Source organism: Thermobacillus sp. ZCTH02-B1, assembly GCF_002159085.1.
Taxonomy (GTDB): Bacteria; Bacillota; Bacilli; order Paenibacillales; family Paenibacillaceae; genus Thermobacillus.
Map to the genome: position 1 here is coordinate 1 of NZ_LZRU01000018.1, position 25,569 is coordinate 25,569.

The window sequence follows — 25,569 nt, forward strand, 5'->3', positions numbered from 1 at the left end:
GCGGGACGCAACCCGCCTTCCAGCAGAATGCGGCGGACCGAAGAGACGCTTAAATGGATGTTTTCGTGTTCGGCCAACAGCTCGGCAAAGTGGGTGGCATTGCTTCCGAAGTAGCGCTCCTGATACAGGAGCATAACGCGTTGTTTAAGCGAATCGGCCAAGGTATGAGCGGGCTTACGGCCCCGATTCCCATGAGCGATGGCTTGTGCACCTCCGAGGCGATATTTGGCCTTAAGCCGATACGCTTGCCGAATACTGATGCCAAGAATGCGCGCGACATCCTGTTCCGCGAGATGGCCATCGATCCATTTTTCAAGAACCATAGCGCGTTTCAGTTCGCTCTTCGTCAAGGTGATCTGCTCCTTACCCATACTGACATTTTCTCGGATCAGTTACACCCTGACAATATCACAGAACAACGACACGACAATGTATGGGTCGGTTGCCTCCAATACTCGATTTTGATAAAATTACACTTGACTGCAGGAGCCGGCGCAATCTGTCGGTCATCCCGCAGGTCAACAATTCAGTCGTATCAAGGCTTCTCGGCTTTGCACCGTTAAGCGACAGTTTCCTAAACTGTGCGTCGTGGGTTCGAGTCCCACCGTGGCGCGCCAGTACGCAGATTGCGCCCTCCTGCAGGATACAACCTGCCGGGAGGGCTTTTTGTTTATACCGCTTTGCCGCTTGATGCAGCAAGGGGATTGCCGCACGGGACCGGCCCGCCGCATCAACATGGCCGGGATGAGCAAGGAGCAGGGCGACGCGATCCTGGGGCAGGCTTCCGGTTTCCGTATAAGCAGCGTTTCGCCCAAATATGGATGGTTATATCCGACATGGCGAACGGCGAAAACATGAGCAGCTGGCGGCCGGGCAACGCAGCGGGTTGGCAAAAATTTTTCGATCACAGCCCTTTACAACGGCCGCTGACTGTGTTAAAATCATCATTGCTTGTTTCAAATGACATCCCGTCGAGACGTGGCTCAGCTTGGTAGAGCGCTTGGTTCGGGACCAAGAGGTCGCAGGTTCAAATCCTGTCGTCTCGACCATTCCATTTCGGAAATTGCGGGTTTTCCCGCAATTTTTTTATTTTTCCATCCGTTATTGACAGCCGGCCGTCCCGCATGTAGCATCGAGTTGAAACTTAGCAGCGGAGGGGCGCGCGCCGGCATTTGCAAGCGCCAATCTCCCGCAGCGGCGGAGGGGATCATCCATGGCAGAGGGCGTTCTGGGGACGAGGGTCGTCACGCAGATCGGCATCCTCGTTCGCGACATCGAGAAGGCGGCGCAGGCGTGGGCCGACTTCCTCGGCATCGGGAAGCCCCCGATCATCGTCACGGACACCGTCGATATTGCGAAGACCGAATATCGGGGCGCAAGCACGCCCGCCCGCGCGAAACTCGCATTCCTCGACGCCGGGCAGGTGCAGATCGAGCTGATCGAGCCGGACGAAGCGCCCAGCGTCTGGCGCGAGCATCTCGAGCGGTACGGCGAAGGCCCCCATCACATCGCCTTCGTCATCGACGGCATGAAGGAGAAGGTGATGAAGCTCGAAGGACTCGGCATGCCGCTCATCCAGAAGGGTGAGTACACCGGCGGCCGTTACGCGTACATGGATACGTTTCCGCAGCTGAAGGTGATGGTTGAACTGCTCGAGAACGACCGGAAATAAGCAGGGGCCGGACCGCCGGACATACGGGCGGTTTGGCCCTTGCCGCTTTGCGGCCCGTCCGTCACAGGCCGGCGCCGGAGAGGATCGATCCGAGTTCCTCCATCGGGATCGTGTCCGTGGGAATGCCGTATTTGAACGTCACGTCCTCGTTGATGTTGTCGTACCGGATATCGAACGTGGCGGCGACGCTCGTCGTCTCCCCCTGGTCCGTGAAATCGAGGTCGACCTTCAGCACCTGATAGACCAGATAATCACCCTTGATCGCGCCCGTCAGGCTGATTTCGCCGATCCGGAGGCTGTCCTTCAGTTCGTCCAGTTCTTTCCGGAACGCGTCCGGATCATCAGGCAGCGATTCCTTCAGCTTCATGACCTCTTCTTCCGTGGTGCCGAGCGCGGCCCGGTACTCCGGATGGTTGAGCAGCAAATCGGCGTATTCCGGCACGATCCGCTCGACGACCGCGATCATGAATGCATCGAAATTGTCCTGCGTAATGGTGAACTTCACGTACCGATCCGCCTTCAGATCCGAGGGAAGACCCGGCACTTCGTCCTTCTTCAGCTCCCGGAAATAGGTCTCCTCCTCGAGATGCCGCATCACGATGTCGAGCAATTCGGCGGACAGCTTCCGTTGCGTTTCGACGTCGAGCGTCGGTACGGGCTGCCCCTCCGCCAGCTCGGCCAGGTCGATCTCGATGAATTTGCCCGCCGCGTTCCCGAGCGGGAACATCGGAATGTCGGGAACCCGGACATACATCTTGTCCGCCGTCAGGATGATCGGCACTTCAAACGTGAGCGCCAGATCTCCCGGAATCGTCAGCTTCATGTTCATCTCCATCTGGAACGGATCCTGGACGTACGCGCCTTCGACGGACACCGTCATGCTGCGGAGCGTGTTCAGCACGCCCGCCGCCTCTTCGCCCACTTGCCCCGGCGGAAGTTCGAGCTTGTCGATGGCGAAGGAACCGTCGAATGTGAACGACGTCATCTCCGTTGAAGCGGAGAGGGCGTTCCGCATCACCTCGTTCATCGGCTCCTTCTTGTTGCCGCAGGCCGACACGACCAGCATGACGACCATCGCAACGGCGAGCATCAACGCGAGTCGGCAGCGTCTCATGTCTCCACTCCCCTTTTCCGAACAAAATAACTCCTTCATTTTACACGATTTGTTAGGATGAGGGAAGAGGAATTCCGTTGCCCGGCCCGTTCAACATCGGCGCCTCCTCTTTCGCAAAGCCTCTCCGGTGCGGTACGATATGGAGTGAGCACGACGGAAAGGATGGACGGCATGACGCTTTCGTTTCAACTCGTCACGACGGAAGAAGAGATCGGGGCTGTAGCCCGTTTGGCCTCCGAAATCTGGAGAGAGCACTACATCAACATCATCACGGCGGAACAGATCGAATACATGTTGGACAAGTTCCAGTCCGTACCGGCGATCTCCGATCAGATCAAGCGTCAGGGGTACGAATATTATCTCATGCTGGTGAACGGGAACCATGCGGGCTATCTGGCCGTCAGGCCGGAGCCATCGAAGCTGTTCCTGAGCAAGTTCTATCTGCTGAAGGCGTACCGGGGTCAAGGCTATGGAGGCAGGGCCATCCGCTTCCTGGAGGAGCTGTGCAGGGAACGCGGGCTGAAGGCGATCTGGCTGACCGTCAACCGGCACAACGCTTCGTCGATCGCGGTCTATGAGCACAGCGGCTTCCGGACCGTGCGGACGCAGGTGGCGGACATCGGCGGAGGCTTCGTCATGGACGATTACGTCATGGAGAAAGAGGTTTCGCCCGCCTGAGCCCGAATCCGCCGATCGGGCCGGCCGATCGCATTCGGCCGGCCCTTCGATCACCTCAGGACCCTTCGCCTTGGTTCTGCCTGCTGTGCCGGCGATTCTTCACCTTCTTGGAACCGGAGAGCGGCTCCGGAACCGAACCGTTCCGAGGATCCTCATCCCGCCCGGCATCGTCTTGCCCCGGCCGGGGAACGGCCTGTGATCTGGGCTTCGCCAACGCCACCCCTCCTTCCTCCGGGTACCGGATCCGGATTCCGCGGCAGCCGTGCGCGTCCATAGCTTCAACCGCCGCGGGACGCAAGGCTATTGTGCCCCGGAACCCGGCTTCCCATCACCCGTCGGAACGGCGGACAATCAAAAAGCCGATCCGTCAAGGATCGGCTGCATGGGTTGCATTTGGATATGGCGGAGAGAGTGGGATTCGAACCCACGTGGGCTTGCGCCCCAACGGTTTTCAAGACCGCCCCGTTATGACCACTTCGGTATCTCTCCGCATGAAGCACCCTATATTGTACCACAAGCCGCAACCGGTTGACAACCGATTGCGGCCGGATATTCCCTGGAAGCGTTCATGCGGGACGGATCGCGTCGAGACCGCCCATGTACGGCCGGAGCGCTTCCGGAATGAGCACCGAACCGTCCTCCTGCTGGTAATTCTCGAGGATCGCGGCGACGGTCCGGCCGACCGCAAGCCCCGAGCCGTTCAGCGTGTGGACGAACTCCGGCTTCGCCTTCGGTTCACGGCGGAAGCGGATGTTCGCCCGCCGCGCCTGGAAGTCCTCGAAGTTCGAGCAGGACGAAATCTCGCGGTAGGTCCCGTAGCTCGGCAGCCACACCTCGATGTCGTACGTCTTCGCCGATGCGAAACCCAGGTCGCCCGTGCAGAGCACCACGACGCGGTAGGGAAGGCCGAGCTTTTGAAGGACCCACTCCGCGTCCCCCGTCAGCTTCTCGAGCTCCGCGTAGGAGTCCTCCGGCTTCACGTATTTCACCAGCTCGATCTTGTTGAACTGGTGCTGCCGGATCAGGCCCCTCGTATCGCGTCCGGCGGCGCCCGCCTCGGCGCGGAAGCACGCCGAATACGCGACGAAGCTCTTCGGCAGGTCCGCGGCGTCCAGGATCGTCTCCCGGTACAGGTTCGTCACCGGCACTTCGGCCGTCGGAATCAGGAAAAACTCCGAATCTTCGATCTTGAACAGATCTTCCTCGAACTTCGGGAGCTGGCCGGTGCCGATCAGGCTGTCCCGGTGCACGATGTACGGCGGCAACACTTCCTCGTATCCGCGTTCCGCGTGCAGATCCATCATGAAATTGATCAGCGCGCGCTCCAGCCGCGCGCCGAGCCTGCGGTAGAAGACGAACCGCGATCCGGTCGTGCGCGCCGCCGATTCGAAGTCGAGAATGCCGAGCCGGTCCGCGATCTCCCAGTGCGATTTCGGTTCAAACGAAAACGCCGGAGGCTCGCCGTGCCGCCGGATCTCCACATTGTCTTCTTCCGACGCGCCGACCGGCACCGACTCGTGCGGAATGTTCGGAATGCCGAGCAACAGCTGATCGATCTTCGCTTCGAGCTCCCGCACCTCGTCGTCCAGTTCCTTGATGCGGTCGCCGACCTTGCGCATTTCGGCGATCAATGCTTCGGCGTCTCCGCCCGCGCGCTTGATCTTCGCCACTTCCTGCGATACCGTGTTCCGCCGGTTCTTGAGCCGCTCGGACTCGGTCAGCAGCTCGCGGCGGCGCCGGTCCAGCTCCGGAAAGCCGGCGATCAGTTCCTCCGGGGCGCCGCGGCGCTCAAGCGCCTGCTTCACCCGGTCATATTCGTTGCGGAGCAACCTGACGTCCAACACGTTCTCGCATACCCCTCTCTCTGCTTCCTATTTCGCGCCGCTTCCCGAAGCCGCCGCTTCTTCGGCCATCGCGACAAAATAGGCATGCAGGGCGCTGTCGTCCGTCAGTTCCGGATGGAACGAGCAGGCGAGCAACCGGCCCTGCCGCGCGGCGACGATCTCGCCCCTGTAGACGGACAGCACCTCCACTCCCGGGCCGACTTCCTTGATGAGCGGCGCGCGGATGAATACCGCCCGGATCGGCCGGTCGATCCCGGCCACCTCCAGGTCCGTCTCGAAGCTTTCGCGCTGGCGGCCGAACGCGTTGCGCACGACCGTCATGTCCATCAGGCCGAGGTGGGGCTCCTCCCCTCCTTCGATGCGCTTCGCCAGCACGATCAGACCGGCGCACGTGCCGAAAATCGGTTTGCCATCCGCCGCAAACCGGCGGATGGCTTCGATGAATCCGTATTTGCGCATGAGCTTGCCGATCGTCGTGCTCTCGCCGCCCGGAATGACGAGGCCATGCAGCTCTCCGAGCTGCTCAACCCGCTTCACGGGCACGGCTTCCGCGCCGATACGCCGCAGCGAGCGGATATGCTCCTCCACGGCGCCTTGCAGCGCCAATACGCCAATGTGGATGGTCAAGAGAGATCCCTTCTTTCCGCGGGGTTCCGGTCACACGCTGCGATCCTGCATCCGGTCGAAGCCGGTGAGCTGCGAAATCTCGATGCCCCGCATCGGCGCGCCCAGATTTCTCGAGACCCGGGCGATCAGATCGTAGTCCTCGTAATGGGTCGTCGCCTCCACGATCGCGCGGGCGTATTTCTCCGGATTCTCCGACTTGAAAATACCCGAGCCGACGAACACGCCGTCCGCGCCGAGATGCATCATGAGCGCCGCGTCAGCCGGCGTCGCCACGCCGCCCGCCGCGAAGTTGACGACCGGCAGCTTGCCGTTCTCGTGGACGTAGAGCAGGAGGTCGTACGGCACGCCGAGCACCTTCGCTTCGTTGTACAGCTCGTCCTTCGACATATTTTGCACCTTGCGGATCTGGCTCATGATCAGCCGCATGTGGCGAACCGCCTCGACGATGTTGCCCGTGCCCGGTTCGCCCTTCGTCCGGATCATCGAGGCGCCTTCCTGGATGCGGCGGAGCGCCTCGCCCAGATCCTTCGCGCCGCAGACGAACGGCACCGTGAACTGGTGCTTGTCGATGTGATAAACCTCATCCGCGGGCGTCAGCACTTCGCTCTCGTCGATATAGTCGACGCCGATCGCCTCAAGCACCTTCGCTTCGACATAATGCCCGATGCGCGCCTTCGCCATGACGGGAATCGAGACGGCCTTCATGATTTCTTCGATCAACGCGGGGTCGGCCATGCGCGCGACGCCGCCGGCGGCGCGAATGTCCGCGGGCACCCGCTCCAGCGCCATGACCGCCACGGCGCCGGCCGCTTCCGCGATCCTCGCCTGCTCGGCGTTCATCACGTCCATGATGACGCCGCCCTTCTGCATTTCGGCCATGCCGCGCTTCACGCGAGTCGTACCGGTTTCCATTTTCAAGTTCCTCCCACTCGACACTGGTCTTCCGAATTCGTACTAAACCTATATTTTAACTTAACGGATGGACGCCGGCAACCGCGGCCCGTGGCCGCCGACCGCCTATCCGATGATGCCCTTGAACAGGTTCCGGAAAAATTCGCCGATGCCGCGCAGCAGAAGCCGCCACCAGCTTCCCTTCTTCGCCTCCTCGGCCGTGATCAGGTTAACCGTCTTCTCCAGCTGGTATGCGCCGTCCGTGTACACATAGGTAACGGAGCCGACCTTCGTGCCCGCCGGAATCGGCGCGACGAGTTCCTCGGGCGGCAGCACGTCGAGATTCGTCATCTCGATCTGCGGTTCGGCGCCCTTGCGGACGAGGAATGTCACATCCGATTCGGTCACGACCGGCACCTCGGTCTTGACGCCCTTCTTGATCTTCACCGTTTCCACGGATTCGATCGTCGACTTCTGCTGCACGACCGTCTTCATTTCAAAGTTGTTGAATCCGTAGTCGAACAGCTTCGCCGTCTCCAGGAACCGCTCGCCCATCGAGTCGGTGCCCATCACGACGCTGATCAGCCGCCGGTCGCCGCGCTTGGCCGTGCCCGTGAAGCAGTATCCGGCCGCGCTGATGTAGCCGGTCTTCATGCCGTCGACGCCCTCGTAGACGTACTGGCGGAAGTTGGGCACGTCCTTGTTCCCTTCGAGCATCCAGTTGTAGTTGATCATCGGATCCTTGTCCCGCTCCCGGAACTTGTATTGCGTGATGCTCGAATATTTCAGGAACGTGTCGCCGTGCTCCTGCAGAATGATCCGCGCCAGCTTCGCGAGGTCGCGGGCCGAGATCACGGTATCCTCCTGCAGACCGGTCGAGCCGGTGAAACGGGCCGTGGACAGCCCGAGCTCGCGCGCCTTGGCGTTCATCATGTCGACGAAGGCCGCTTCCGAACCGGCGATGTGGGATGCGAGCGCGATCGTGGCATCGTTCGCCGAGCCGACCGCCATCGCGATGTACAGTTCCTCGACCGTATGTTTGTCGCCTTCTGCCAGATAGATCTGCGAACCGTCGGGCGGTGTCGAGGCGGCTTCCTTGCTGACCGTCACGACATCCGACCAGTTCAGTTTCCCGTCACGGATCAGGCCGAGCACGATGTATTCCGTCATCAGCTTCGTCATGCTGGCCGGCGGTCTCGGTTCATCCGCATTGCGCTCGTACAGGACTTGTCCGGTCTCGAAATCGATCAGGATGGCGGCGTCGACCGACTCGCCGAGCTGGAACGTCGTGCCGGAGATCGCCGCAGCTCCGTCTTCCGCCAGGGCGTAAGGCGCGGAACCGAGCGCGTATACCGCGAACAATAGGGCCGTCAAAGCTGCAAATGTCCGCTTGCGGACAGACCGCTTCCCGTGATCGTACAACTCCGTTTCTCCTTTCTCCCCGTGTCGTATCGTCATTATCGTCATTTATTGTAACACAGTCGTTCCGGGCAGAGAAACCGGGATTTCCGGATGGACGACCGCGGCAAAACGCCAAAACGCGGACCCTGTCGAGTCCGCGTCCCGTCGAAGGGTGCGCGCGTGCGCGGCCGGATGTCGCATCCCGGTTCCCCGTTCTTCCCGTACCGTCACAGCGAGTAGTTCGGCGCTTCCTTCGTAATCTGCACGTCGTGCGGATGGCTCTCCCTGAGGCCCGCGTTCGTGATCCGGATGAACTGCGTGTCGTTCATCAGTTCCTCGATGTTCCGCGCGCCGCAGTAGCCCATGCCGGCGCGCAGCCCGCCGATGAGCTGATGGACCGTGTCGGCCAGCGGCCCCTTGTACGGCACCCGGCCCTCGATGCCTTCCGGCACGAGCTTGCTCTCGTTCTCCTGGAAGTAACGATCGCCGCCGCCGTCCTTCATCGCGCCGAGCGAGCCCATGCCGCGGTAAACCTTGAACCGGCGTCCCTGATAGATCTCCGATTCGCCCGGGCTTTCTTCCGTCCCGGCGAACAGGCTGCCGATCATGACCGCGCTTGCGCCCGCCGCGATCGCCTTCGTGATGTCGCCGGAATATTTGATGCCGCCGTCCGCGATGATCGGCACGCCGTACTGACGCGCCACCGTCGCGCAGTCGTAGATCGCGGTGATCTGCGGCACGCCGATGCCGGCGATGACCCGGGTCGTGCAGATCGAGCCCGGCCCGATGCCGACCTTGACGATCGAGGCGCCGGCCTCGATCAGGTCGCGCGTCGCCTCACCCGTCGCCACGTTGCCCGCGACGATCGTCAGGTCCGGATAGCGTTCGCGCAGCTTGCGCACCGTCTGGATGATGTTGATGTGATGGCCGTGCGCCGAATCGACGACGAGCACGTCGACGCCGGCCTGAACGAGCAGATCCGCCCGTTCGAAGCAGTCCTTCGACACGCCGATCGCGGCGCCGCAGAGCAGACGGCCCTGCGCGTCCTTCGCCGCGTTCGGGTACTGGATCGCCTTCTCGATGTCCTTGATCGTGATGAGGCCCTTGAGCACGTTGTTCTCGTCGACGAGCGGCAATTTTTCGATCTTGTGCTTCTGGAGGATGACCTCGGCCTCCCGCAGCGTCGTGCCGACCGGCGCCGTCACGAGATTCTCGCGGGTCATGACTTCCTTGATCTTGATCGAGTAGTCATGGACGAAACGAAGGTCGCGGTTAGTGATGATGCCGACCAGCCTGCCGTTCTCGTCCACGATCGGCACGCCCGAAATCCGGTACTTGCTCATCAGTTCCTCGGCGTCGTAGACGTGATGCTCGGGCGTGAGCGAGAACGGGTTCGTGATGACGCCGCTCTCCGAACGCTTGACGCGGTCGACTTCCTCCGCCTGCTGGACCGGCGACATGTTCTTGTGGATGATGCCGATGCCGCCCTCCCGCGCAATCGCGATCGCCATCGCCGACTCCGTCACCGTGTCCATGGCCGCGCTGATCAACGGAATGTTCAGCTTCACCTTGTCGCTGAGGCGGACGGATACGTCGACTTCCCTCGGCAGAACCTCCGATTTGCGCGGAATGAGCAGCACGTCATCAAACGTCAGCCCTTCCTTCGCGAATTTCGTTTCCCACACAGTTGGTTCCTCCTCGATGATTCGGACTCCTCGGGTCCGTCTCCGACACATTCCGGCATCCGGATGCCGCCCGCGGCTCCGGCTTCTGCGTATATTGCCGTTATCTTATCAAAGCGTTTTTGGGCCTGTCAAGGACAACCTGCCTTGTGAAAGACGTCGGATATTCGTAGGTGCAGGCCGGATCCCAGAGCAGGAAATCCGTGACGCCCGCCGCTTCGGCGGCGCGGATCTGCGCGCGGATCTCCGCCGCCCGGTACGTACGATGCGGGCTCAGCCAGGTGGCCGTGAACGCCTGCAGCCACGGCCGGATCCGCGCGGGTCGCTTCCCTTCCGCGGCCAGTATCCGGTTGCGCCGGCCGGCGTCCTCGAGCGCGCGGCGGACGACGGCCGCCGGCTCCAGATCGGGGTGGCGGATGCCGTACGATCCCGCCGCATAGTGCGACGGATAGATCATCGGGGATATCGCATCCACCGCCGGGGCGATCTCCCGCCAGGTCTGGCCGATGCCCATGTCGTCCCGCGCCGTCGTGACCAGGCCGAACACGTCCGCCGATACCGCCGCGCCGGATGTGTGCAGCTGGTCCCGCGCCTCGCGGAGAAACCGGCCGATCGCTTCGCGCTTCGTCCATCCTTCCGGATTCCGGTAGCGGACGGCGCGGTCCATCGCCTCCCCGTTGTCGGGGAAGCGCACGTAGTCGAACTGGATCTCGTCGAACCCGAGCGACGCCGCTTCCTTCGCGATCGCGATGTTGTATTCCCGGACTTCCGGAAGGTACGGCTCGACCCACGGAACCCCCTTCCGGTCGCGCCAGAGCCCGCCGTCCTTTCTGCGAAACGCCCATTCCGGCTTCGCCTGCGCGAGCAGCGGATCCTTGAAGACGACGACCCGGCCGATCGTGTAGATCCGCTTCGCCTTCAGCCGCCGGATGAGACCGGCCATGTCGCGCACCGGAGGATCGCGGTCGGCGCCGACGGCCTTGACCAGCGGCAGCGACGAACGATAGGTCAGCCGGCCGTGATCGTTCTTCACATCGATGACCATCGCGTTCAGATCCGTCTCTTCGACGAGCCGGATCAACCGCTCCATCGGTTCCCCGCTGCCGGCGATCCAGCCGGAGACGTAGATGCCGCGCACGCCCGCCGGGACCCCCGGGAAGCCGGCGCGCGCGCGGGCGGAGACGCCGCGATCCGCCCCGGTCCCCGGTCCGCTACCGGGCCGCGCGCCGGTCCCGGCGGGCCCGTCAGACCGCGTTCCGCCGCCGAACTTCGACCGTTCCGTGTCCGCGTCGTCCCCGGATCGCGCCGCGTTCCGTCCGTCCGCCGGCCGCTTTCCGGCTCCGATCGGACCGGACGGCTCGTCCGACTGCGCGGCGGAGCCGGCGGAATCCGGCACCTCCCGAATGTCCGCCGGTTTCGGCGCGTCCGGCCGCTCCTTCCATGCCGTCCGTCCCCCGTCCGGGTCCGCCGCCGCGCAGCCGCCGGCCGCGATCGCCGCCAGGGCGAGCACCATTCCCGTCACAGCGAGCGCACGTACCGTCATGGGCGTTCCTCCGCAACCTTGGTGTGCCTTTAGTATGGACACGCCGGGTTTGCCGCTTGAGAAGGAGATTCCGCCAATTCAGGAACATGCGCGTTCACTGCGACAGGCTTCGCCCCCGGCGGCACGGCCGCGGGCCCGGATCCGCCGCGCAGACGGCGAGACCGCCCGCAACAGGCGGGCGGTCTCGCCTTTTCGCATGCGTTATTCGCCGCGATCCCGCATGTGCGGGAACAGCAGCACATCCCGGATCGACGGCGAATCCGTCAACAGCATGACCAGACGGTCGATGCCGATGCCGAGCCCGCCGGTGGGCGGCATGCCGTATTCCAGCGCGCGCAGGAAATCCTCGTCCATCTCGTGCGCCTCGTCGTTGCCCTGCTCGCGCTCCTTGAGCTGCGCCTCGAAGCGTTCGCGTTGGTCGATCGGATCGTTCAGTTCGGTGAACGCGTTCGCGTGCTCCCGCCCGACGATGAACAGCTCGAACCGGTCCGTGTAGCGCGGATCCTCATCGCTCTTCTTCGCGAGCGGCGAGATCTCGACCGGATGACCCGTCACGAACGTCGGCTGGATGAGCTTGTGCTCGCAGAACTGTTCGAAGAACGCGTTGACGATGTGGCCGAACCGCATGTGCGGCTCGACCGGCACGCGGTGCGCCTTCGCCAGCTCGCGGGCCTCCCCGTCGCTCATCGGTTTCGAGAAATCGATGCCCGTCTCCTCGCGGATCAGCTCGACCATCGACGCGCGGCGCCAGGGCGGCGTCAGGTCGATCTCCATCCCCTGGTACGTGATCTTCGTCGTGCCGAGCACTTCCTTCGCGATGTGCGCGATCATGTTCTCGGTCAGCGTCATGATGTCGCGGTAGTCGGCGTAGGCCTCGTACAGCTCGAGCATCGTGAACTCGGGGTTGTGCTTCGTCGACACGCCCTCGTTCCGGTACACCCGGCCGATCTCGTACACCTTCTCGAGGCCGCCGACGATCAGCCGCTTGAGGTGCAGCTCGATCGCGATCCGCATGTAAAGCCGCATGTCCAACGCGTTGTGATGCGTGATGAACGGCCGCGCCGCCGCGCCGCCCGCAATCGCATGCAGCGTCGGCGTCTCGACCTCGAGATAGCCCAGGCTGTCCAGATAGCGGCGCATCGCCTGGATGATCCGGGAACGGTTGATGAACGTCTGCTTCACTTCCGGATTGACGATGAGGTCGACGTAGCGCTGCCGGTAGCGCAGCTCAACGTCCTTCAGTCCGTGATATTTGTCCGGAAGCGGCAGCAACGACTTCGTCAGCACTTCAAGCTGCTCGACCTTGATGGACGTCTCGCCCGTCTTCGTCTTGAAGACCGTGCCCCGAACGCCGATGATGTCGCCGATGTCGAGGATGGAGAACGCCTTGTATTGCGTCTCGCCGACCGCGTCCAGCCGGACGTAGATCTGGATCCGGCCCGACAGGTCCTGAATGTGGGCGAACGATGCCTTCCCCATGGACCGCTTGGTCATGATGCGTCCGGCGACGCTGACGGACACCTGCTTCGCCTCGAGCTCCTCCGTATCCAGCGCGTCGTACGCGTCCAGAATCTCCCTTGCCAGATGCGTCCGTTCGAACTTCCGCCCGAACGGATCGATGCCGAGCTTTCGGAGCTCGTCCAACTTGTCGCGCCGGACGCGGAGCAGCTCGCTCATCTCCTGCTCTCGGCCCTGCTCTCGGCCGGCCGTCTCCACGACGTCTTGCTGTTGTTCTGCCAAATGCCCCACTCCTTGTCCGATGGGCAGGCGGCCCCGCCCGAAGGCGGGCCGTCCGCCGAACTCTTCGTGCGTTCCGAAAAAAAAGCTTCCGGAGGAAGCTCTGCACGCAGGACGTATGCCTTCTTACTTCTTAATGTCACTTCTTAATGTCGACAATCTTGTATTTGATGATGCCCGCAGGTACGTTCACGTCGACGATGTCGCCCTTCTTCTTGCCGAGAATCGCCTTGCCGACGGGGCTTTCATTCGAGATCCGATTCTGCGACGGATCGGCTTCCGCCGTGCCGACGATCACGAACTCTTCCGTGTCGCCGGTCTCGACGTCCTCGACGGTCACGATCGATCCGATGCCGACCGTGTCGGTGTCGATCTCGTCGTTGTTGATGATGCGCGCGTTGCGGAGCATTTTCTCCAGCGTCATGATCCGGCCTTCGATGAAGGCCTGCTCGTTCTTGGCGTCTTCATACTCGGAGTTTTCGCTGATGTCGCCGTAGCCGATGGCGATCTTGATCCGCTCCGCCACCTCGCGCCGTTTCACCGATTTGAGAAGCTCCAGCTCTTCCTCGAGCTTCTTCAATCCATCCTGGGTGAGAATGATTTCCTTGTCGTTCATCTGACGATTCTCCCGTCGTAGCTTATTTTCACGGCCTTCCGGAACCGAATTCGCTATAATATATTGCCGATTCGGCCGGTCATGACACCTGCGATGGTCCGGTGCCGACCAATTCGGGTCAATGTTATTGCATGATTATAGGTCATACCCGTCCCGCATGTCAATCTTCGCAACGCGGCTCCGCGAGACCGCGACCGCGCGGCCCGCGGAGCCGGTTCTGGCGGACGCCGGCGCCTCAGGTTGCGCCGACCGTCTCCTCAAGCGAGTCCACATACTCATGCAAAATGGCGACCACCCGGTCCCGGCTCGTCTCCTCCATGATCCGGTCCTTCACGCGGGCAGCCCGGGGCAGGCCTTTCAAATACCAGGCCAGATGCTTCCGCATCTCCTTTACGGCCTGCGCCTCCCCCTTCAGCGCGATGAGGCGATCCATGTGAAGAATCGCGATCTCGATCTTCTCCCGCGGCGTCGGCTCGGGCAGGAGTTCGCCGGTCGTCAGATAATGGACGGTCCGGTACAGCATCCACGGATTGCCGAGCGCCCCGCGGCCGATCATGACGCCGTCAACGCCGGTCGTGTCCAGCATCCGCTTCGCATCCTCCGGCGTGAAGACGTCGCCGTTGCCGATGACCGGAATCGAGACGGCCTGCTTCACATCCCGGATCACGTTCCAGTCCGCCTTGCCGGTGTACATCTGCTCCCGGGTCCGACCGTGAACGGCGACCGCCTTGCCGCCGGCCCGTTCGACCGCCTGCGCGTTCTCGACCGCGTAGATGTGCTCGGCGTCCCAGCCGATCCGCATTTTCACGGTGACCGGCTTTTCAACCGCGTCGACGACGGCCGCCACCATCTCGTAAATCTTGTTCGGATCCAGCAGCCAGCGTGCGCCGGCGTCGCATTTCGTCACCTTCGGGACGGGGCAGCCCATGTTGATGTCGATGATGTCGGCGTTCGTGTACTTGTCGACGTATTTCGCCGCCTCGACGAGCGTGCGGCGGTCTCCTCCGAAGATCTGCAGGCTGAGCGGCTTCTCCCGCTCGTCCACGTACAGCATCTCCAGCGTTCGCTTGTTGCCGTGCAGGATCGCCTTGTCGCTCACCATTTCGGCGCAGACGAGCCCGCAGCCGAACTCCTTCGCGATGAGCCGGAACGCGGGATTGCACACGCCGGCCATCGGCGCGAGCACAACCGGATTCGCGATTTCGACATCCCCGATCTTCAGCATGTTCCATCGCCTCCTTCCCGCCTTGATCGATCGATAAAAAACGGGCCCGCAGGCGCCGGCGGACCGCTCCGCCCGCGCCCCGGCCGTCCTCCGCCGCCCGCCGTCCTCCGTCCGCGGACCGGATCCGCGCCATCCGTCCGCGCACCCGGCCCATCGGAGCGGTCAGGCGCGCTGTTCGTTCCCGGTCAGTTCGTCGTAGTCGATGCCGAGCGATTCGGCGATGCGCATCATCAGTCTGGAATCGGGCCGCCGGGTTCCCCGCTCGAGGGAGCCGAGCACGGCGACCGACACGCCCATCCGGTCGGCCAGCTGCTGCTGGGTCAGTCCCTTCAGCTTCCGGAATGCGCGGATGCGCAAGGCCAGGTGATCGTTGTCCATAACGCGATGCCATCCTTTCCCTGCGAGAGTGCCGCCCGGGCCGCCGCCTCGACCGCCGCCCTGTCGGGAGCATGCTCATCCATCACTTCGAGCAGCGGCACGAGGACGAACAACCGCTCCATCATCCGGGGATGGGGCAGCGTCAGCTCGTCCGTCTCGATCCGCACGCCGTCCATCAGCAGCAAATCGAGATCGATCGTGCGCGGGCCGAAGCGGATGTTCCGCACCCTGCCGAGCTCCCGCTCCACTTCCAGCATCTCCCGCAGCAAGTCGGACGGCTGGCGCTCCGTGGTCAGCGCCGCCGCCATGTTGAGAAATTTTGGCTGTTCGGTATAGCCGACCGGATCCGTCTCGTAGACGGCGGACACCCGGTCGACCGCAATGCCGTCCCGCGCGTGAAGCCGCCTGAGCGCTTCCCTGAGGTACGCTTCCCGGTCCCCGAGATTGGAGCCGAGCGCAATGTAGGCGCGGCGTCCGGGCCGCGCTCCCGCTTCACGATGCATGTCCGCCACGGCGCTCCCGCCTTCTGCCGAGTTCCACCGTCACGCCCTCGAACTGGATGTCAAACGGCGGATGCGGCTTCGTCACGCGAACCCGAACTTCATTTATATTAGTATAAGTGTCGAGCAAATCGGTTGCAATACGGCGTGCCAGCGCTTCGATCAGCCGGCACGGCGGACCCTCGACGATCCGCTTCACCCGCGCGTGCACATCGGCGTAATTGACCGTCTTCGCGAGGTCGTCGGCCGCCGCCGCCTCCTCCAGATCCAGCATCAGCTCCACATCGATGATGAACCGCTGGCCGAGCCGGTTCTCCTCCGGAAGCACGCCGTGATAGCCGAAGAACCGCATGCCGCGGATGATCATTTTGTCCATGGCACACCCGCCTCCCCGCGCACGACGGCCTGCCGGTAACAAATCGCATCGGTCATCCGCACCGTCCGGACGATGCGGTCCACGTCATGCACGCGCACAATCTGACAGCCCTGGGCGATGCCGAGGGCGACGGTCGCGGCCGTCCCTTCGACGACGTCGTCGACCGGCAGATCGAGCGTATGGCGGATGAACCGCTTGCGCGACGTGCCGAGCAGCACCGGATAGCCCAGCCGGACGATCTCGTCAAGCCGCCCCATCAGCTCGAGGTTGTCTTTGGTCTCCTTCGCGAAGCCGATGCCCGGATCGAGCCAGATGTTGCGCGGATCGACGCCATGGTCCAGCGCCAGACGCACCGAGTCCAGCAGCTCGGCCGCCACTTCCCGCGCGATGTCCGCGTATCCGGCGGATTCCGCCCGGTTGTGGCTGATGACGACCGGGCAACCGAATTCGGCCGCGGTCTTCGCCATCTCCGGATCGGCCCGGAGCCCCCACACATCGTTGAGGATGTGCGCCCCCGCCTCGAGGGCCCGGCGCGCCGTCACCGCCTTGTACGTGTCGATCGAGATCGGCACGCGCGGCAGCGCCTCGCGCACCGCCCGGATGACCGGAATGACGCGCCGGATCTCCTCGTCCGCCGGCACCGGCTGCGCGCCGGGCCGCGTCGATTCCCCGCCGATGTCGAGAATGTCCGCGCCCGCCTCGACCATGCGCACGGCGTGTTCGACGGCCGCGTCCACTTCCGTGTACCGCCCTCCGTCCGAGAACGAATCCGGCGTCACATTCAGGATGCCCATCACGAGCGTCCGTTTACCCAATTCCAGTTCGATGCCGTCATGCAGCCGGTAGGTCCGGCTCCAGAACACCGGTCTCATCGTCTCATCCGTCTCCTTCCGCTCCGCCGGCCGTACGCCGCGCTTCCCGGCGGTACGCCTCCAGCAACGCCAGCGTCGTCGGCCCCGCGAGGCCGCCGCCCACCGTGTGCGGCGTCCCGTCCGCCTCCGTGATCCGCGTCACCGGCACGATCTCCTGAACCGAGCCGGTCAGCCAGACCTCGTCGGCTTCCAGCAGATCTTCGATCGTATAATGCCCTTCCTCCGTGCGGTATCCCAGCGCCCGCGCCAGCTCCAGCACGATCGCGCGCGTGATGCCGGGCAGGATGCCGGTGTCGATCGCCGGCGTCCGCACGACGCCGTCCTTCGCGAAGAACAGGTTGCTCACGATCCCTTCCGCGAGCCGCCCGTCCCGCGTCAGCATCAGGCCCTCCGCCCCCGGAGAGGCGCCGCTCGCCGCAAGCTCCCGCTTCGCGAGCACGTTCGTCATGTAATGCAGCGATTTGAGCCGGACGGGCGTCTCGGGCTCGCCGCGCGGCGTCCGCAGGATGCGAAGCTCCCGCCCCTCGCGGTACAGCCGCTCGTCCAACGGCGGCAGAGGCTTCGCCATGAGCAGCGTGTTCGGCCGCTCATAAGGCCCGGCGGTCAAGCCGAGCCCGGCTTCGCCCGCCGTCACGGTCAGGCGGACATACGCGTCCATGAGGCCGTTCGCATCGAGCACCCGGGCCAGCCATTCCGCCACCTCGGCGTCCGTCATCGTCCAGCGGATGCCGAGCGTATCGCATCCGTGCCGCAGCCGGGCCAGCCGCCGCCCGAGCGCGAAGGGCCTGCCGTCATAGGTGCGGAACGTCTCGAACAGTCCGATTCCGTAGAGAAGGCCGTGATCCAGCGCCGGAATCACGGCCTCGCCCGCTTCGGGCACGGCGCCGTTCAGTCCGATCCTCATCGGACGGCGCCCGCCTTGTATGCCAGGAAATTGCGCAGTATCGTCTTCCCGTGCTCCGTCATGATCGACTCGGGATGGAACTGCACGCCTTCCACCGGGTATTCCCTGTGCCTCAGCCCCATGATTTCGCCTTCCGCCGTCTCGGCCGTAATCTCGAGGCAGTCCGGCAGCGTCTCCCGCTTCACGATGAGCGAATGGTAGCGGGTCGCCGTAAACGGGCTCGGCACCCCGGCGAACACACCCTTGCCCGAGTGGTGGATTTCGCTCGTCTTGCCGTGCATCAAATGGTCCGCGCGCACGACTTCGCCGCCGAACGCCTGGCCGATCGCCTGATGGCCGAGGCAGACGCCGAGGATCGGGATTTTCCCCTTGAAATGTTCGATCAACGCGAGGCTGATGCCCGCCTCGTTCGGCGTGCAGGGGCCGGGCGAGATCAGGATGTGGTCCGGCGCCAGCGCTTCGATGCCGGCCAGGTCGATCTCGTCGTTGCGCCTGACGACAATCTCCTCGCCCAATTCGCCGAGATACTGCACCAGGTTGTACGTGAACGAATCGTAGTTGTCGATGACCAGAATCATCGCCGATCCTCCTTCACGGGGGCCGCACGCCGAAGCTCGCCTTCCGCTTCGCGTTCGGCGTACTGAACCGCCTTCCAGAGCGCCTTCGCCTTGTTCAGCGATTCCTTGTACTCCCGCTCGGGGTCGGAGTCGATCACGACCCCGCCTCCGGCCTGGATGTGCACATGGCCGTCCCGGACGACCATCGTGCGTATAAGAATATTAAATTCCATATCCCCGCTATAGTCAATCCAGCCGAGGGATCCGTAATACGGCCCGCGCCGCGTCGGCTCGAGCTCCTCGAGAATCTCCATCGTCCTGACCTTCGGCGCGCCGGTGATCGTCCCCCCGGGGAAAACGGCCCCGATCACATCCAGCGCATCCTTCCCGTCCTGGAGCTCCCCCTCCACCTGCGAAACGAGATGCATGACATGCGAATAGGATTCGATCGTCATGAGCTCCTTCACGCGGACGGTGCCGTACTTCGAGATCCGGCCGAGGTCGTTCCGCTCGAGGTCGACGAGCATGATGTGCTCGGCCCGCTCCTTCTCGCTGGCGAGCAGCTCCTCCGCCATGCGCCGGTCTTCCTCCGGCGTGCGGCCGCGGCGGCGCGTGCCGGCGATCGGCCGGGTCGTGAGACGGCCGCCGCGCATCGCGACGAGCAGCTCCGGCGACGCCGAGACGAGCCGGAAATCGGGGCAGCGCAGGCAGCCCATGTACGGCGACGGATTGAACAGCCGCAGCCATTCGTACAGCGCGTCCGGATCGACACGGGAGGCTTTGCTCATCCGCTGCGACAGGTTCACCTGGAACACGTCGCCCCGCGCGATGTAGTCGCGGATCCGTTCGACCGCGTTCATGTAGGCCTCCTTGCTGAACGGACGGATCAACCCCTCGAGGGCGTCGATGTCGATCTCGAGCCGGTCCGCCTCCGTCGCGGCGCGCCGCGCCGCAAGGCGCCGCACCGCCTCGGGCGACCGCGCGGCGGCCGCGATGCCGTCCCAGATCCCGCGCATCCGGTCGGTATGCCGCACCGCTTCTTCATAAAGGGCGGCCAACCCTTCGTCGTCCGTTCCGTCCGGCACGTGGACATGGCGGGAGAGGAGGAGCTGCCGTTCCGCATGGTCGATGATCCAGAGCTCGTCCAACCGGAGGAACAGGTAGTCCGGCAGGCCGAGGTCGTCGGCGGCCAGCTCGGGCAACCGTTCGAGCGAGCGGACGATGTCGTAACTCCACAGCCCCGCGATGCCGCCGGTCCACTTCGGCCCGTCCGGGACGGCCGGCCCCTTGCGGCCCGCGATCCAGGCGCGCACGACTTCGAGCGGCTTCCCCGTGAAGCGTTGAACCGCCTCGCCGGGTCCCGCCTCCCCGCCCGTCTCCGCCGCCGCGGCCTCGCATCCCTTGCCGCGCAGCACCGCCGACGGCCGGAGGCCGAGATACGTGTACCGGCCATCCTTGCCGCTCTCGAGCAGGATCGCGTGCGGATCGGCCGCCGCCCACGCGCCGCTCCACTCGGCCGGCCGGTCTTCGCCCGGACCGAGCGGCACGCGCCGGAGCAGCGGCAGCGCGTTGTATCCCGCGCGCCGCCAGGCGCGCCATTGTTCCAGCGTCGTCACAACCCCGGTCTCCGTCATGGTCTCCCCCGTTCCTTCAGACACTGCCCCCAGTATAGACCCATTCGTCACGGTCAAGGAAGCGGCGGAACGCAAAGGCACAGTCCGCGTGTGCGGACTGCGCCCGTGGAACCATCAGCCGATCTGCACCTGCACCTTCAGATCTTCGGGGCTCGCGCCCGTCTCGAACAGGCGCGGCAGGTCGTCCAGCCCGATCACGCGCGTGACGAGCGGCTCGAGCCGGATGCGCTTCGCCTTCGCCCATTGCAGCGCCTGATGGAACGTATCGTTCGTCGCCATCGAACCGATGAGCGTCCAGTCCCGCTGGAACAGGTCGAACGGGCTGAGCCGGATCGCCGCTTCCCGGGCCGTCACGCCGAACTGGAGGTATTTTCCCGCCGGCCCGAGATACTTCAGCGCCTGCTCGATGACCTGCGGAAGGCCGGTGGCATCCACGACGATGTCGAACCCGCGCGGGAACTCCCCGAGCAGTTCGGCTTCGTCGAACCGGCCGCTGACGAACGTCCGGGTGGCTCCCCACTGCGCGGCCATCGCGAGCTTGTCTTCGGAAATGTCGATCACCGTAAGATCGGACACGCCGGCATGCGCGAGCGCCTGGATGAGCTGCTGTCCCATGGCGCCGGCCCCGAACAGGAGCGCCCGGTCGCCCGCGGAAGGCCGCAGGCGGTTCATCGCATGGACCACGCATGCCAGCGGCTCGATGAATGCCCCTTCGGCGAAGCTCATCCCGCCCGGCAGCCGGAACACGTTGGCCGCCGGCACCGCGACATACTCGGCCATCGCGCCGCCCCGCGTCACCCCGACCGCCTGCCAGTTCTCGCAATGGTTGCCGCGATGCGTCAGGCAGTACACGCATCGGCCGCAATGGATGTTCGGCTCCGCGGTGACGCGGTCGCCGATCGCGAAGCCGCTGACCCCTTCGCCGAGCCCGGCGATCGTGCCGGAGAATTCGTGCCCGGGAACGATCGGGTACGGCGAGATATATTCCCCTTTATAAATGTGGACATCCGTTCCGCAAATGCCGGCGCGCTCGACCCGGATCAGCACTTCTCCGGGAGCGGGCTCCGGAACGGGCACTTCCCGCACGGCCGCGCGGCGGGGACCTTCGATCACGCATGCCTTCATCGTGCGCATGGATCCATAACCTCCGGTGCATCTCGTGTTGTGCCATTTCCAATGTACACGATTCCTCCGCCGGCGGGAAGCCCGTCGCCTCCGCCGTTTGTTGACAGCCGGCCGTTGAAGCGGACGCCGGGTTCAACCGCATTCGCCGCATCCCCGTTCGAATCGGACCGTCCGACGGCGAACGGCGCAACCGCCGCAGGGAACCATCGAAACAAGGCCATGAAAATGGCGCAACCCGCCATCGCGGAAACTGCGCCCCGCGTATCCACGGTGTTTTGCCCGCACCGTCACGCCGGATTCAGTTCCAGCTCGTCTTCCACGTCGCGGTCGAAGGCGTCGCGGTCGAATTCCCCTTCCAAATTCGCCACCAGCAGGCTCGTAACGGTCGTGCCCGTCGCGTTGACGGCGGTGCGGCCCATGTCGATCAACGCCTCCACGGAGGCGACAATCGCGATGGCCTCCAGCGGAAGTCCCAGGGCCGTCAGCACCACCGTGGTGGAGATCGACGCCGGCCCGGGCACGCCGGCCACCCCGATGGATGAAATCGCGCTGACCAGCACGATCAGAATGTAATCGGTGAACGAGAGATCAATGTTGAAAATATTGGCCGCAAACACGGCGACGATCGCCGGCCAGATCCCGCCGCAGCCGTTGAAGTTCATCGTCGCGCCGAGCGGGGCGACGAAGCTGGCGACGCGCGGCGAGACGCGCAGACGTTTCGTGATGACTTCCAGGTTGACCGGCAAGGTGGCGTAGCTGCTCCGCGTCGTAAAGGCGACGGCAATGGTCGGGTACGCTTTTTTGAAAAACTTGACCGGATTCACCTTGGCCATCAGCAGCACCAAACCGCCGAACACGAGGACGAAGTGAAGGATCAGGGCGAAGTAGCTGACGCCGATCAGGCGCGCCAGCGGCTTCAGCGTATCCAGTCCGTAGCGGGCCGCCATGACGGCAATCAGGGCGAACACGCCGTACGGCGTGAAGCGGAGTACGAACCGGACCACCTGATGCATGATTTCCGTAACGGATTGAATGAAGGCCTTGAACGGCTGCACCGTATCCGGTTTCTTCTCGCCGAGCTTCACCGTGGCGAAGGCGATGAACAGGGCGAAGATGAGAACGGGCACCACTTTGCCGTTTGCCGCGTCGCTGATCGGGTTGTTCGGCACCTGGTCGAGAATGACCTGGAACAGGGTGGGAACTTCCCGCGCCTGGAAGTCTTCCGGCGTCCGGGCGTCGATGCCCGCGCCGGGGTTCAGCGCCAGCGCCGAGAGCAGCCCGATGATGGCGGCGATGCCGGTCGTGAGCAGGAACCAGCCGATCGTCTTGCCGCCGATTTTCTTCAGATAGCCCGTGTCCGTGATCGAAATGATGCTGTTGATCACGAGCACGAACACCAGCGGAATGACCACCATGCGGATCAGGTTGACGTAGATCGACCCGATCAACTGAATCGCATCGTAGCCGGCTTGCGCCGCATTCAGCACAATGCCCGCGACCAGACCAAGCCCGAGGGCGATCAACACGCGGGACCCGAAGCCGATTCGCCGGGAAAGGAAATGCAGCGCGATGATGACCGCAAGACCCAGCACGATGCTGAGCCAGTTGGTTTGAATCGCGATCACCACATTGTTGTCCAATCAAACCGAATCCATGGAAACCCATCCTTTCCATGCAGTCTAATCTATTCGTATTAACCCAATTGAATTACCATGAATAATATTGGATTCGACAAAAGTTGTCAACCGGTCCAGGTCGGCAAAAGAAAAAGCGACATCCGCATGTATCCGCGGTGCCGCCCATTCGGCCGTGATTTACCATTCCGCTTTCTCGCGATACCGGAAGAATCCCCCGTTCGGTCCGTCGGCATCGACCGTCGCGAGCCAGACCGCCGTGTCCGCGCCTTCTTCCGCCGACAGCGGCGCGTCCGGCCCGCCCATGTCCGTCCGCACGCTGCCGGGACAGACCGCGTTGATCTTGATGTCCCGGCCGTCGACTTCCTTCGCGGCCAGGCAGGTGAGATAGTTGAGCAACGATTTGGAGAGGCGGTAGGCGCCCGATTGCCCCTTCAGCTCCGGAAGCAGCTCGAACGCCTGGTACGTCCCCAGGCCGGACGAGACGTTGACGATCCGCCCGTACCGGTGCTTCCGCATCAACGGCACGGCGGCCTGGATAAGCCGCAGCGGACCGAAGAAATTCGTCTCGAGCGTCTGCCGCACGACCCCCTCCTCCACTTCGAGCACCGGGACGCCCCGGTCGAGCAGAACGGCCGCGTTGTTGACCAGCACATCGAGGCGGCCGTACGTCGCCTTCACGCGTTCCATCAGCGCGTCGACGCTGGAGCGGCTGGCGACGTCGAGCACTTCCGGGCGGACCGGCGCGCCTTCGCGGGCGAGCTCTTCGGCGGCTGCCTCGCCCTTCTCCGGGTCCCGGCAGCCGATCAACACCGTCATGCCCATCCGTGAGAGCTGCCGCGCGATCTCCCGTCCGATCCCCCGGTTGCCGCCCGTGACGAGCGCGACGCGGGCGGCGGGCGGCGGCACATCGGGTTGTGCGGGCAAACGATGATCTTGACGTTCCATGGGATCGCTCCTTTCGTGACGCGGCAGCCGTTCCACGCGGCTCCGGTTCTTCTGATTTTATCTTGTTTTTCCTGAATTTATCAGTTCTCTTGCCTTCCGGTCAAGCCCTCACGCCCCGGCCCGCTCCGACACCACGGTGAACCGCTCGTTCAGGTGGCGGGGCCGCTCGATTTCGTCCACGATCGCCACGGCGCAGTCCTCGTAGCTGACGTAGCTTTCCCCCGCGGAATTGAACAGCAGCCGGTCCTTGCCGGTCCGGTACTTCCCCGTCCGCGCGCCGAGCTCGAAATGCGCCGACGGGCTGACGAAAGTCCAGGCGATCCCCTCCGTCTCCCGCAGGATCCGCAGGTTCTCCGCCTGGCAGCGGGCCGTCTTCAGATAGGCCGGCGGAAAATCGGGAGTGTCGAGCAGCCGCGTCGTCATCGCGTCGTCGACATACAGACTGCCCGCCCCGCCGACCACGATCAGCCGCGTGCGGGGCGCGCCCTTCAGGGCGCGGATCAGGACGTTGCCCGCTTCCACGTGCAGATGCTCCTGTCCGGGGGGCGCGCCGAACGCGTTGACGACCACGTCGAACGGCGCGAGATCTTCCGCGGTCAGGTCGAAAAGATTTTTCTCCAGCACCTTGAGCCGTTCATCCCGCACCCGGGATCCGTCGCGGACGATGGCGGTCACGTCATGCCCCCTGTCGGCCGCTTCCCGGGCGATGCGCGAACCGGCCTTGCCGGTTGCGCCGATGACGCCGATCTTCACAGTTCGATCCACTCCCCGTTCTCCAGCAGCTCGAGCGTCAGGCCTTCCGCCGCGATCAACGCCCGGGCAAGCCGGCCGGGAATGTCCGGCGATTCCCTATAGACGGGCGGGTGATGGACCGTCCGCCAGTGGATCGGCACCAGCCGTCCGGCCTTCATCACCTTCGCCGCCGCCACCGCCTGCTCGGGCGTCAGGCTGATCGGCTGGCCGCTGGGCTCCAGACCCGGAAGCTGCACCACGGCCCCGTTCACCGGCAGCAGCACCGCGTCGAACGGGCCATGCTCCCGGGCGATCCTCCACCACCATCCGTGCCACAGCGTATCTCCGCAGTGCAGCACCGTCCGGTTGCCGTCGCTCACAACCCAGGACACCTGGGGATCGCCCACGCCGTCCACGGACCAGGACGCCGTCACCTTGAGCGGACCGATCCCGACCGTCTCGCCGCGCGCCACTCCGCGGACATTCGAAAGCGGCGACACGTCCGCGATCCCGACGGACTCGGCCGGCAGGTGCACCGGAATGCCGGTACCGTAGAATTCCGCGATCGCCCGGGGGTCGAAGTGATCGTCGTGATGATGGGTCACGAACACGGCGTCGACGGGGCCGAACGCCGAAAGCGGCGGCAGCGTCTCGCGCGGCTTGCCGAACTTCTCCGGAAAATGAAACAGCGGATCGATCGCGATCGCGGTTCCTCCGGACTCGATGCGGGCGCCGGCCCAGGGAAGCTTCTGCACTTTCATCGTCGCAGGCCCCTCCATTCTAACCACCAAAATAACTTTATACCCATTATAATAGCCGCGGATTTATAACTTGTAAAGCGTCTTTTTGTCGGTTAGAATGGAGGTGCGCACGAAGGGA

General features: G+C 64.0%; 26 protein-coding genes and 2 tRNA genes. 3 read left to right on the forward strand and 25 right to left on the reverse strand.

The window, feature by feature from the left end:
* On the reverse strand, window positions 1-350 hold a 350-nt coding region (locus A9Z00_RS07935), incomplete at its 3' end, for a helix-turn-helix domain-containing protein (protein WP_296974762.1).
* A 622-nt stretch (window positions 351-972) separates the two neighbouring features.
* On the opposite strand from A9Z00_RS07935, the gene A9Z00_RS07940 reads away from it, so the two are divergent.
* Window positions 973-1,049: transfer RNA gene (locus A9Z00_RS07940), tRNA-Pro, on the forward strand.
* Window positions 1,050-1,213: 164 nt separating this feature from the next.
* Entirely contained in the window at window positions 1,214-1,672 is a 459-nt protein-coding gene (locus A9Z00_RS07945; RefSeq protein ID WP_296975643.1) for a VOC family protein, read from the forward strand.
* A gap of 61 nt (window positions 1,673-1,733) precedes the next feature.
* Here A9Z00_RS07945 and A9Z00_RS07950 read toward each other — a convergent pair whose 3' ends face one another.
* On the reverse strand, window positions 1,734-2,786 hold the full coding sequence (locus A9Z00_RS07950) for a hypothetical protein (RefSeq protein WP_296975644.1): 1,053 nt from the start codon (window positions 2,784-2,786) through the stop codon (window positions 1,734-1,736).
* 171 nt (window positions 2,787-2,957) lie between these two features.
* Between A9Z00_RS07950 and A9Z00_RS07955 the strand changes: the two genes are divergently transcribed.
* Window positions 2,958-3,464 carry a GNAT family N-acetyltransferase gene (locus tag A9Z00_RS07955; RefSeq protein WP_296975645.1) on the forward strand — a complete coding sequence of 169 codons (507 nt, stop codon included), beginning with the start codon at window positions 2,958-2,960 and terminating at the stop codon, window positions 3,462-3,464.
* A 55-nt stretch (window positions 3,465-3,519) separates the two neighbouring features.
* On the opposite strand, the gene A9Z00_RS07960 is transcribed toward A9Z00_RS07955, so the two are convergent.
* From A9Z00_RS07960 to A9Z00_RS08070, 23 genes are all read right to left on the reverse strand, one after another.
* Complete coding sequence (locus A9Z00_RS07960; RefSeq protein ID WP_296975647.1) at window positions 3,520-3,738, reverse strand: small acid-soluble spore protein P; 219 nt, start codon at window positions 3,736-3,738, stop codon at window positions 3,520-3,522.
* Window positions 3,739-3,864: 126 nt separating this feature from the next.
* A tRNA-Ser gene (locus A9Z00_RS07965) sits at window positions 3,865-3,953 on the reverse strand.
* Between the two features lie 77 nt (window positions 3,954-4,030).
* Window positions 4,031-5,308 carry a serine--tRNA ligase gene (serS, locus tag A9Z00_RS07970; RefSeq protein ID WP_296975649.1) on the reverse strand — a complete coding sequence of 426 codons (1,278 nt, stop codon included), beginning with the start codon at window positions 5,306-5,308 and terminating at the stop codon, window positions 4,031-4,033.
* 27 nt (window positions 5,309-5,335) lie between these two features.
* Entirely contained in the window at window positions 5,336-5,929 is a 594-nt protein-coding gene (gene pdxT, locus A9Z00_RS07975) for a pyridoxal 5'-phosphate synthase glutaminase subunit PdxT (RefSeq protein ID WP_296975783.1), read from the reverse strand.
* Between the two features lie 36 nt (window positions 5,930-5,965).
* A complete protein-coding gene (gene pdxS / locus A9Z00_RS07980; RefSeq protein ID WP_296975650.1) occupies window positions 5,966-6,847 on the reverse strand; it encodes a pyridoxal 5'-phosphate synthase lyase subunit PdxS in 882 nt (293 codons plus the stop codon).
* Window positions 6,848-6,952: 105 nt separating this feature from the next.
* A complete protein-coding gene (locus tag A9Z00_RS07985; RefSeq protein WP_296975652.1) occupies window positions 6,953-8,200 on the reverse strand; it encodes a D-alanyl-D-alanine carboxypeptidase family protein in 1,248 nt (415 codons plus the stop codon).
* Between the two features lie 254 nt (window positions 8,201-8,454).
* Window positions 8,455-9,912, reverse strand: coding sequence for an IMP dehydrogenase (guaB, locus tag A9Z00_RS07990; RefSeq protein WP_296975654.1), 1,458 nt, complete (start codon window positions 9,910-9,912; stop codon window positions 8,455-8,457).
* Between the two features lie 100 nt (window positions 9,913-10,012).
* Window positions 10,013-11,452: a putative glycoside hydrolase gene (locus tag A9Z00_RS07995; protein WP_296975656.1), complete on the reverse strand. Its 1,440-nt coding sequence runs from the start codon at window positions 11,450-11,452 to the stop codon at window positions 10,013-10,015.
* Between the two features lie 201 nt (window positions 11,453-11,653).
* Window positions 11,654-13,129 (reverse strand): lysine--tRNA ligase, encoded by a 1,476-nt coding sequence (gene lysS, locus A9Z00_RS08000; protein WP_296975785.1) that lies wholly within the window; start codon window positions 13,127-13,129, stop codon window positions 11,654-11,656.
* 199 nt (window positions 13,130-13,328) lie between these two features.
* Entirely contained in the window at window positions 13,329-13,805 is a 477-nt protein-coding gene (gene greA / locus A9Z00_RS08005) for a transcription elongation factor GreA (RefSeq protein ID WP_296975658.1), read from the reverse strand.
* Between the two features lie 235 nt (window positions 13,806-14,040).
* Window positions 14,041-15,030 carry a tRNA dihydrouridine synthase DusB gene (dusB, locus tag A9Z00_RS08010; RefSeq protein ID WP_296975660.1) on the reverse strand — a complete coding sequence of 330 codons (990 nt, stop codon included), beginning with the start codon at window positions 15,028-15,030 and terminating at the stop codon, window positions 14,041-14,043.
* Window positions 15,031-15,192: 162 nt separating this feature from the next.
* Window positions 15,193-15,408: a helix-turn-helix domain-containing protein gene (locus A9Z00_RS08015; protein ID WP_296975662.1), complete on the reverse strand. Its 216-nt coding sequence runs from the start codon at window positions 15,406-15,408 to the stop codon at window positions 15,193-15,195.
* Window positions 15,360-15,911 (reverse strand): 2-amino-4-hydroxy-6-hydroxymethyldihydropteridine diphosphokinase, encoded by a 552-nt coding sequence (gene folK / locus A9Z00_RS08020; RefSeq protein WP_296975786.1) that lies wholly within the window; start codon window positions 15,909-15,911, stop codon window positions 15,360-15,362. Before folK ends, A9Z00_RS08015 begins: the two co-directional genes overlap by 49 nt.
* Complete coding sequence (gene folB / locus A9Z00_RS08025; RefSeq protein WP_296975663.1) at window positions 15,901-16,284, reverse strand: dihydroneopterin aldolase; 384 nt, start codon at window positions 16,282-16,284, stop codon at window positions 15,901-15,903. The genes folK and folB overlap by 11 nt, the downstream gene beginning before the upstream one ends.
* Window positions 16,272-17,156, reverse strand: a complete 885-nt coding sequence (gene folP, locus A9Z00_RS08030; RefSeq protein ID WP_296975664.1) for a dihydropteroate synthase — start codon at window positions 17,154-17,156, stop codon at window positions 16,272-16,274. Before folP ends, folB begins: the two co-directional genes overlap by 13 nt.
* A gap of 4 nt (window positions 17,157-17,160) precedes the next feature.
* Window positions 17,161-18,060, reverse strand: a complete 900-nt coding sequence (locus tag A9Z00_RS08035; protein WP_296975665.1) for an aminotransferase class IV — start codon at window positions 18,058-18,060, stop codon at window positions 17,161-17,163.
* On the reverse strand, window positions 18,057-18,638 hold the full coding sequence (pabA, locus tag A9Z00_RS08040) for an aminodeoxychorismate/anthranilate synthase component II (protein WP_296975667.1): 582 nt from the start codon (window positions 18,636-18,638) through the stop codon (window positions 18,057-18,059). Before pabA ends, A9Z00_RS08035 begins: the two co-directional genes overlap by 4 nt.
* Window positions 18,635-20,251, reverse strand: coding sequence for an anthranilate synthase component I family protein (locus tag A9Z00_RS08045; protein ID WP_296975668.1), 1,617 nt, complete (start codon window positions 20,249-20,251; stop codon window positions 18,635-18,637). The genes pabA and A9Z00_RS08045 overlap by 4 nt, the downstream gene beginning before the upstream one ends.
* A 114-nt stretch (window positions 20,252-20,365) precedes the next feature.
* Entirely contained in the window at window positions 20,366-21,385 is a 1,020-nt protein-coding gene (locus tag A9Z00_RS08050) for a zinc-dependent alcohol dehydrogenase family protein (protein ID WP_296975670.1), read from the reverse strand.
* Between the two features lie 278 nt (window positions 21,386-21,663).
* On the reverse strand, window positions 21,664-23,016 hold the full coding sequence (locus A9Z00_RS08055) for a dicarboxylate/amino acid:cation symporter (protein ID WP_296975672.1): 1,353 nt from the start codon (window positions 23,014-23,016) through the stop codon (window positions 21,664-21,666).
* Window positions 23,017-23,190: 174 nt separating this feature from the next.
* Window positions 23,191-23,958: an SDR family NAD(P)-dependent oxidoreductase gene (locus A9Z00_RS08060; protein WP_296975674.1), complete on the reverse strand. Its 768-nt coding sequence runs from the start codon at window positions 23,956-23,958 to the stop codon at window positions 23,191-23,193.
* A gap of 108 nt (window positions 23,959-24,066) precedes the next feature.
* On the reverse strand, window positions 24,067-24,711 hold the full coding sequence (locus A9Z00_RS08065) for an NAD(P)-dependent oxidoreductase (RefSeq protein ID WP_296975788.1): 645 nt from the start codon (window positions 24,709-24,711) through the stop codon (window positions 24,067-24,069).
* Entirely contained in the window at window positions 24,708-25,451 is a 744-nt protein-coding gene (locus tag A9Z00_RS08070) for an MBL fold metallo-hydrolase (protein WP_296975676.1), read from the reverse strand. Before A9Z00_RS08070 ends, A9Z00_RS08065 begins: the two co-directional genes overlap by 4 nt.
* Window positions 25,452-25,569: the final 118 nt, after the last annotated feature.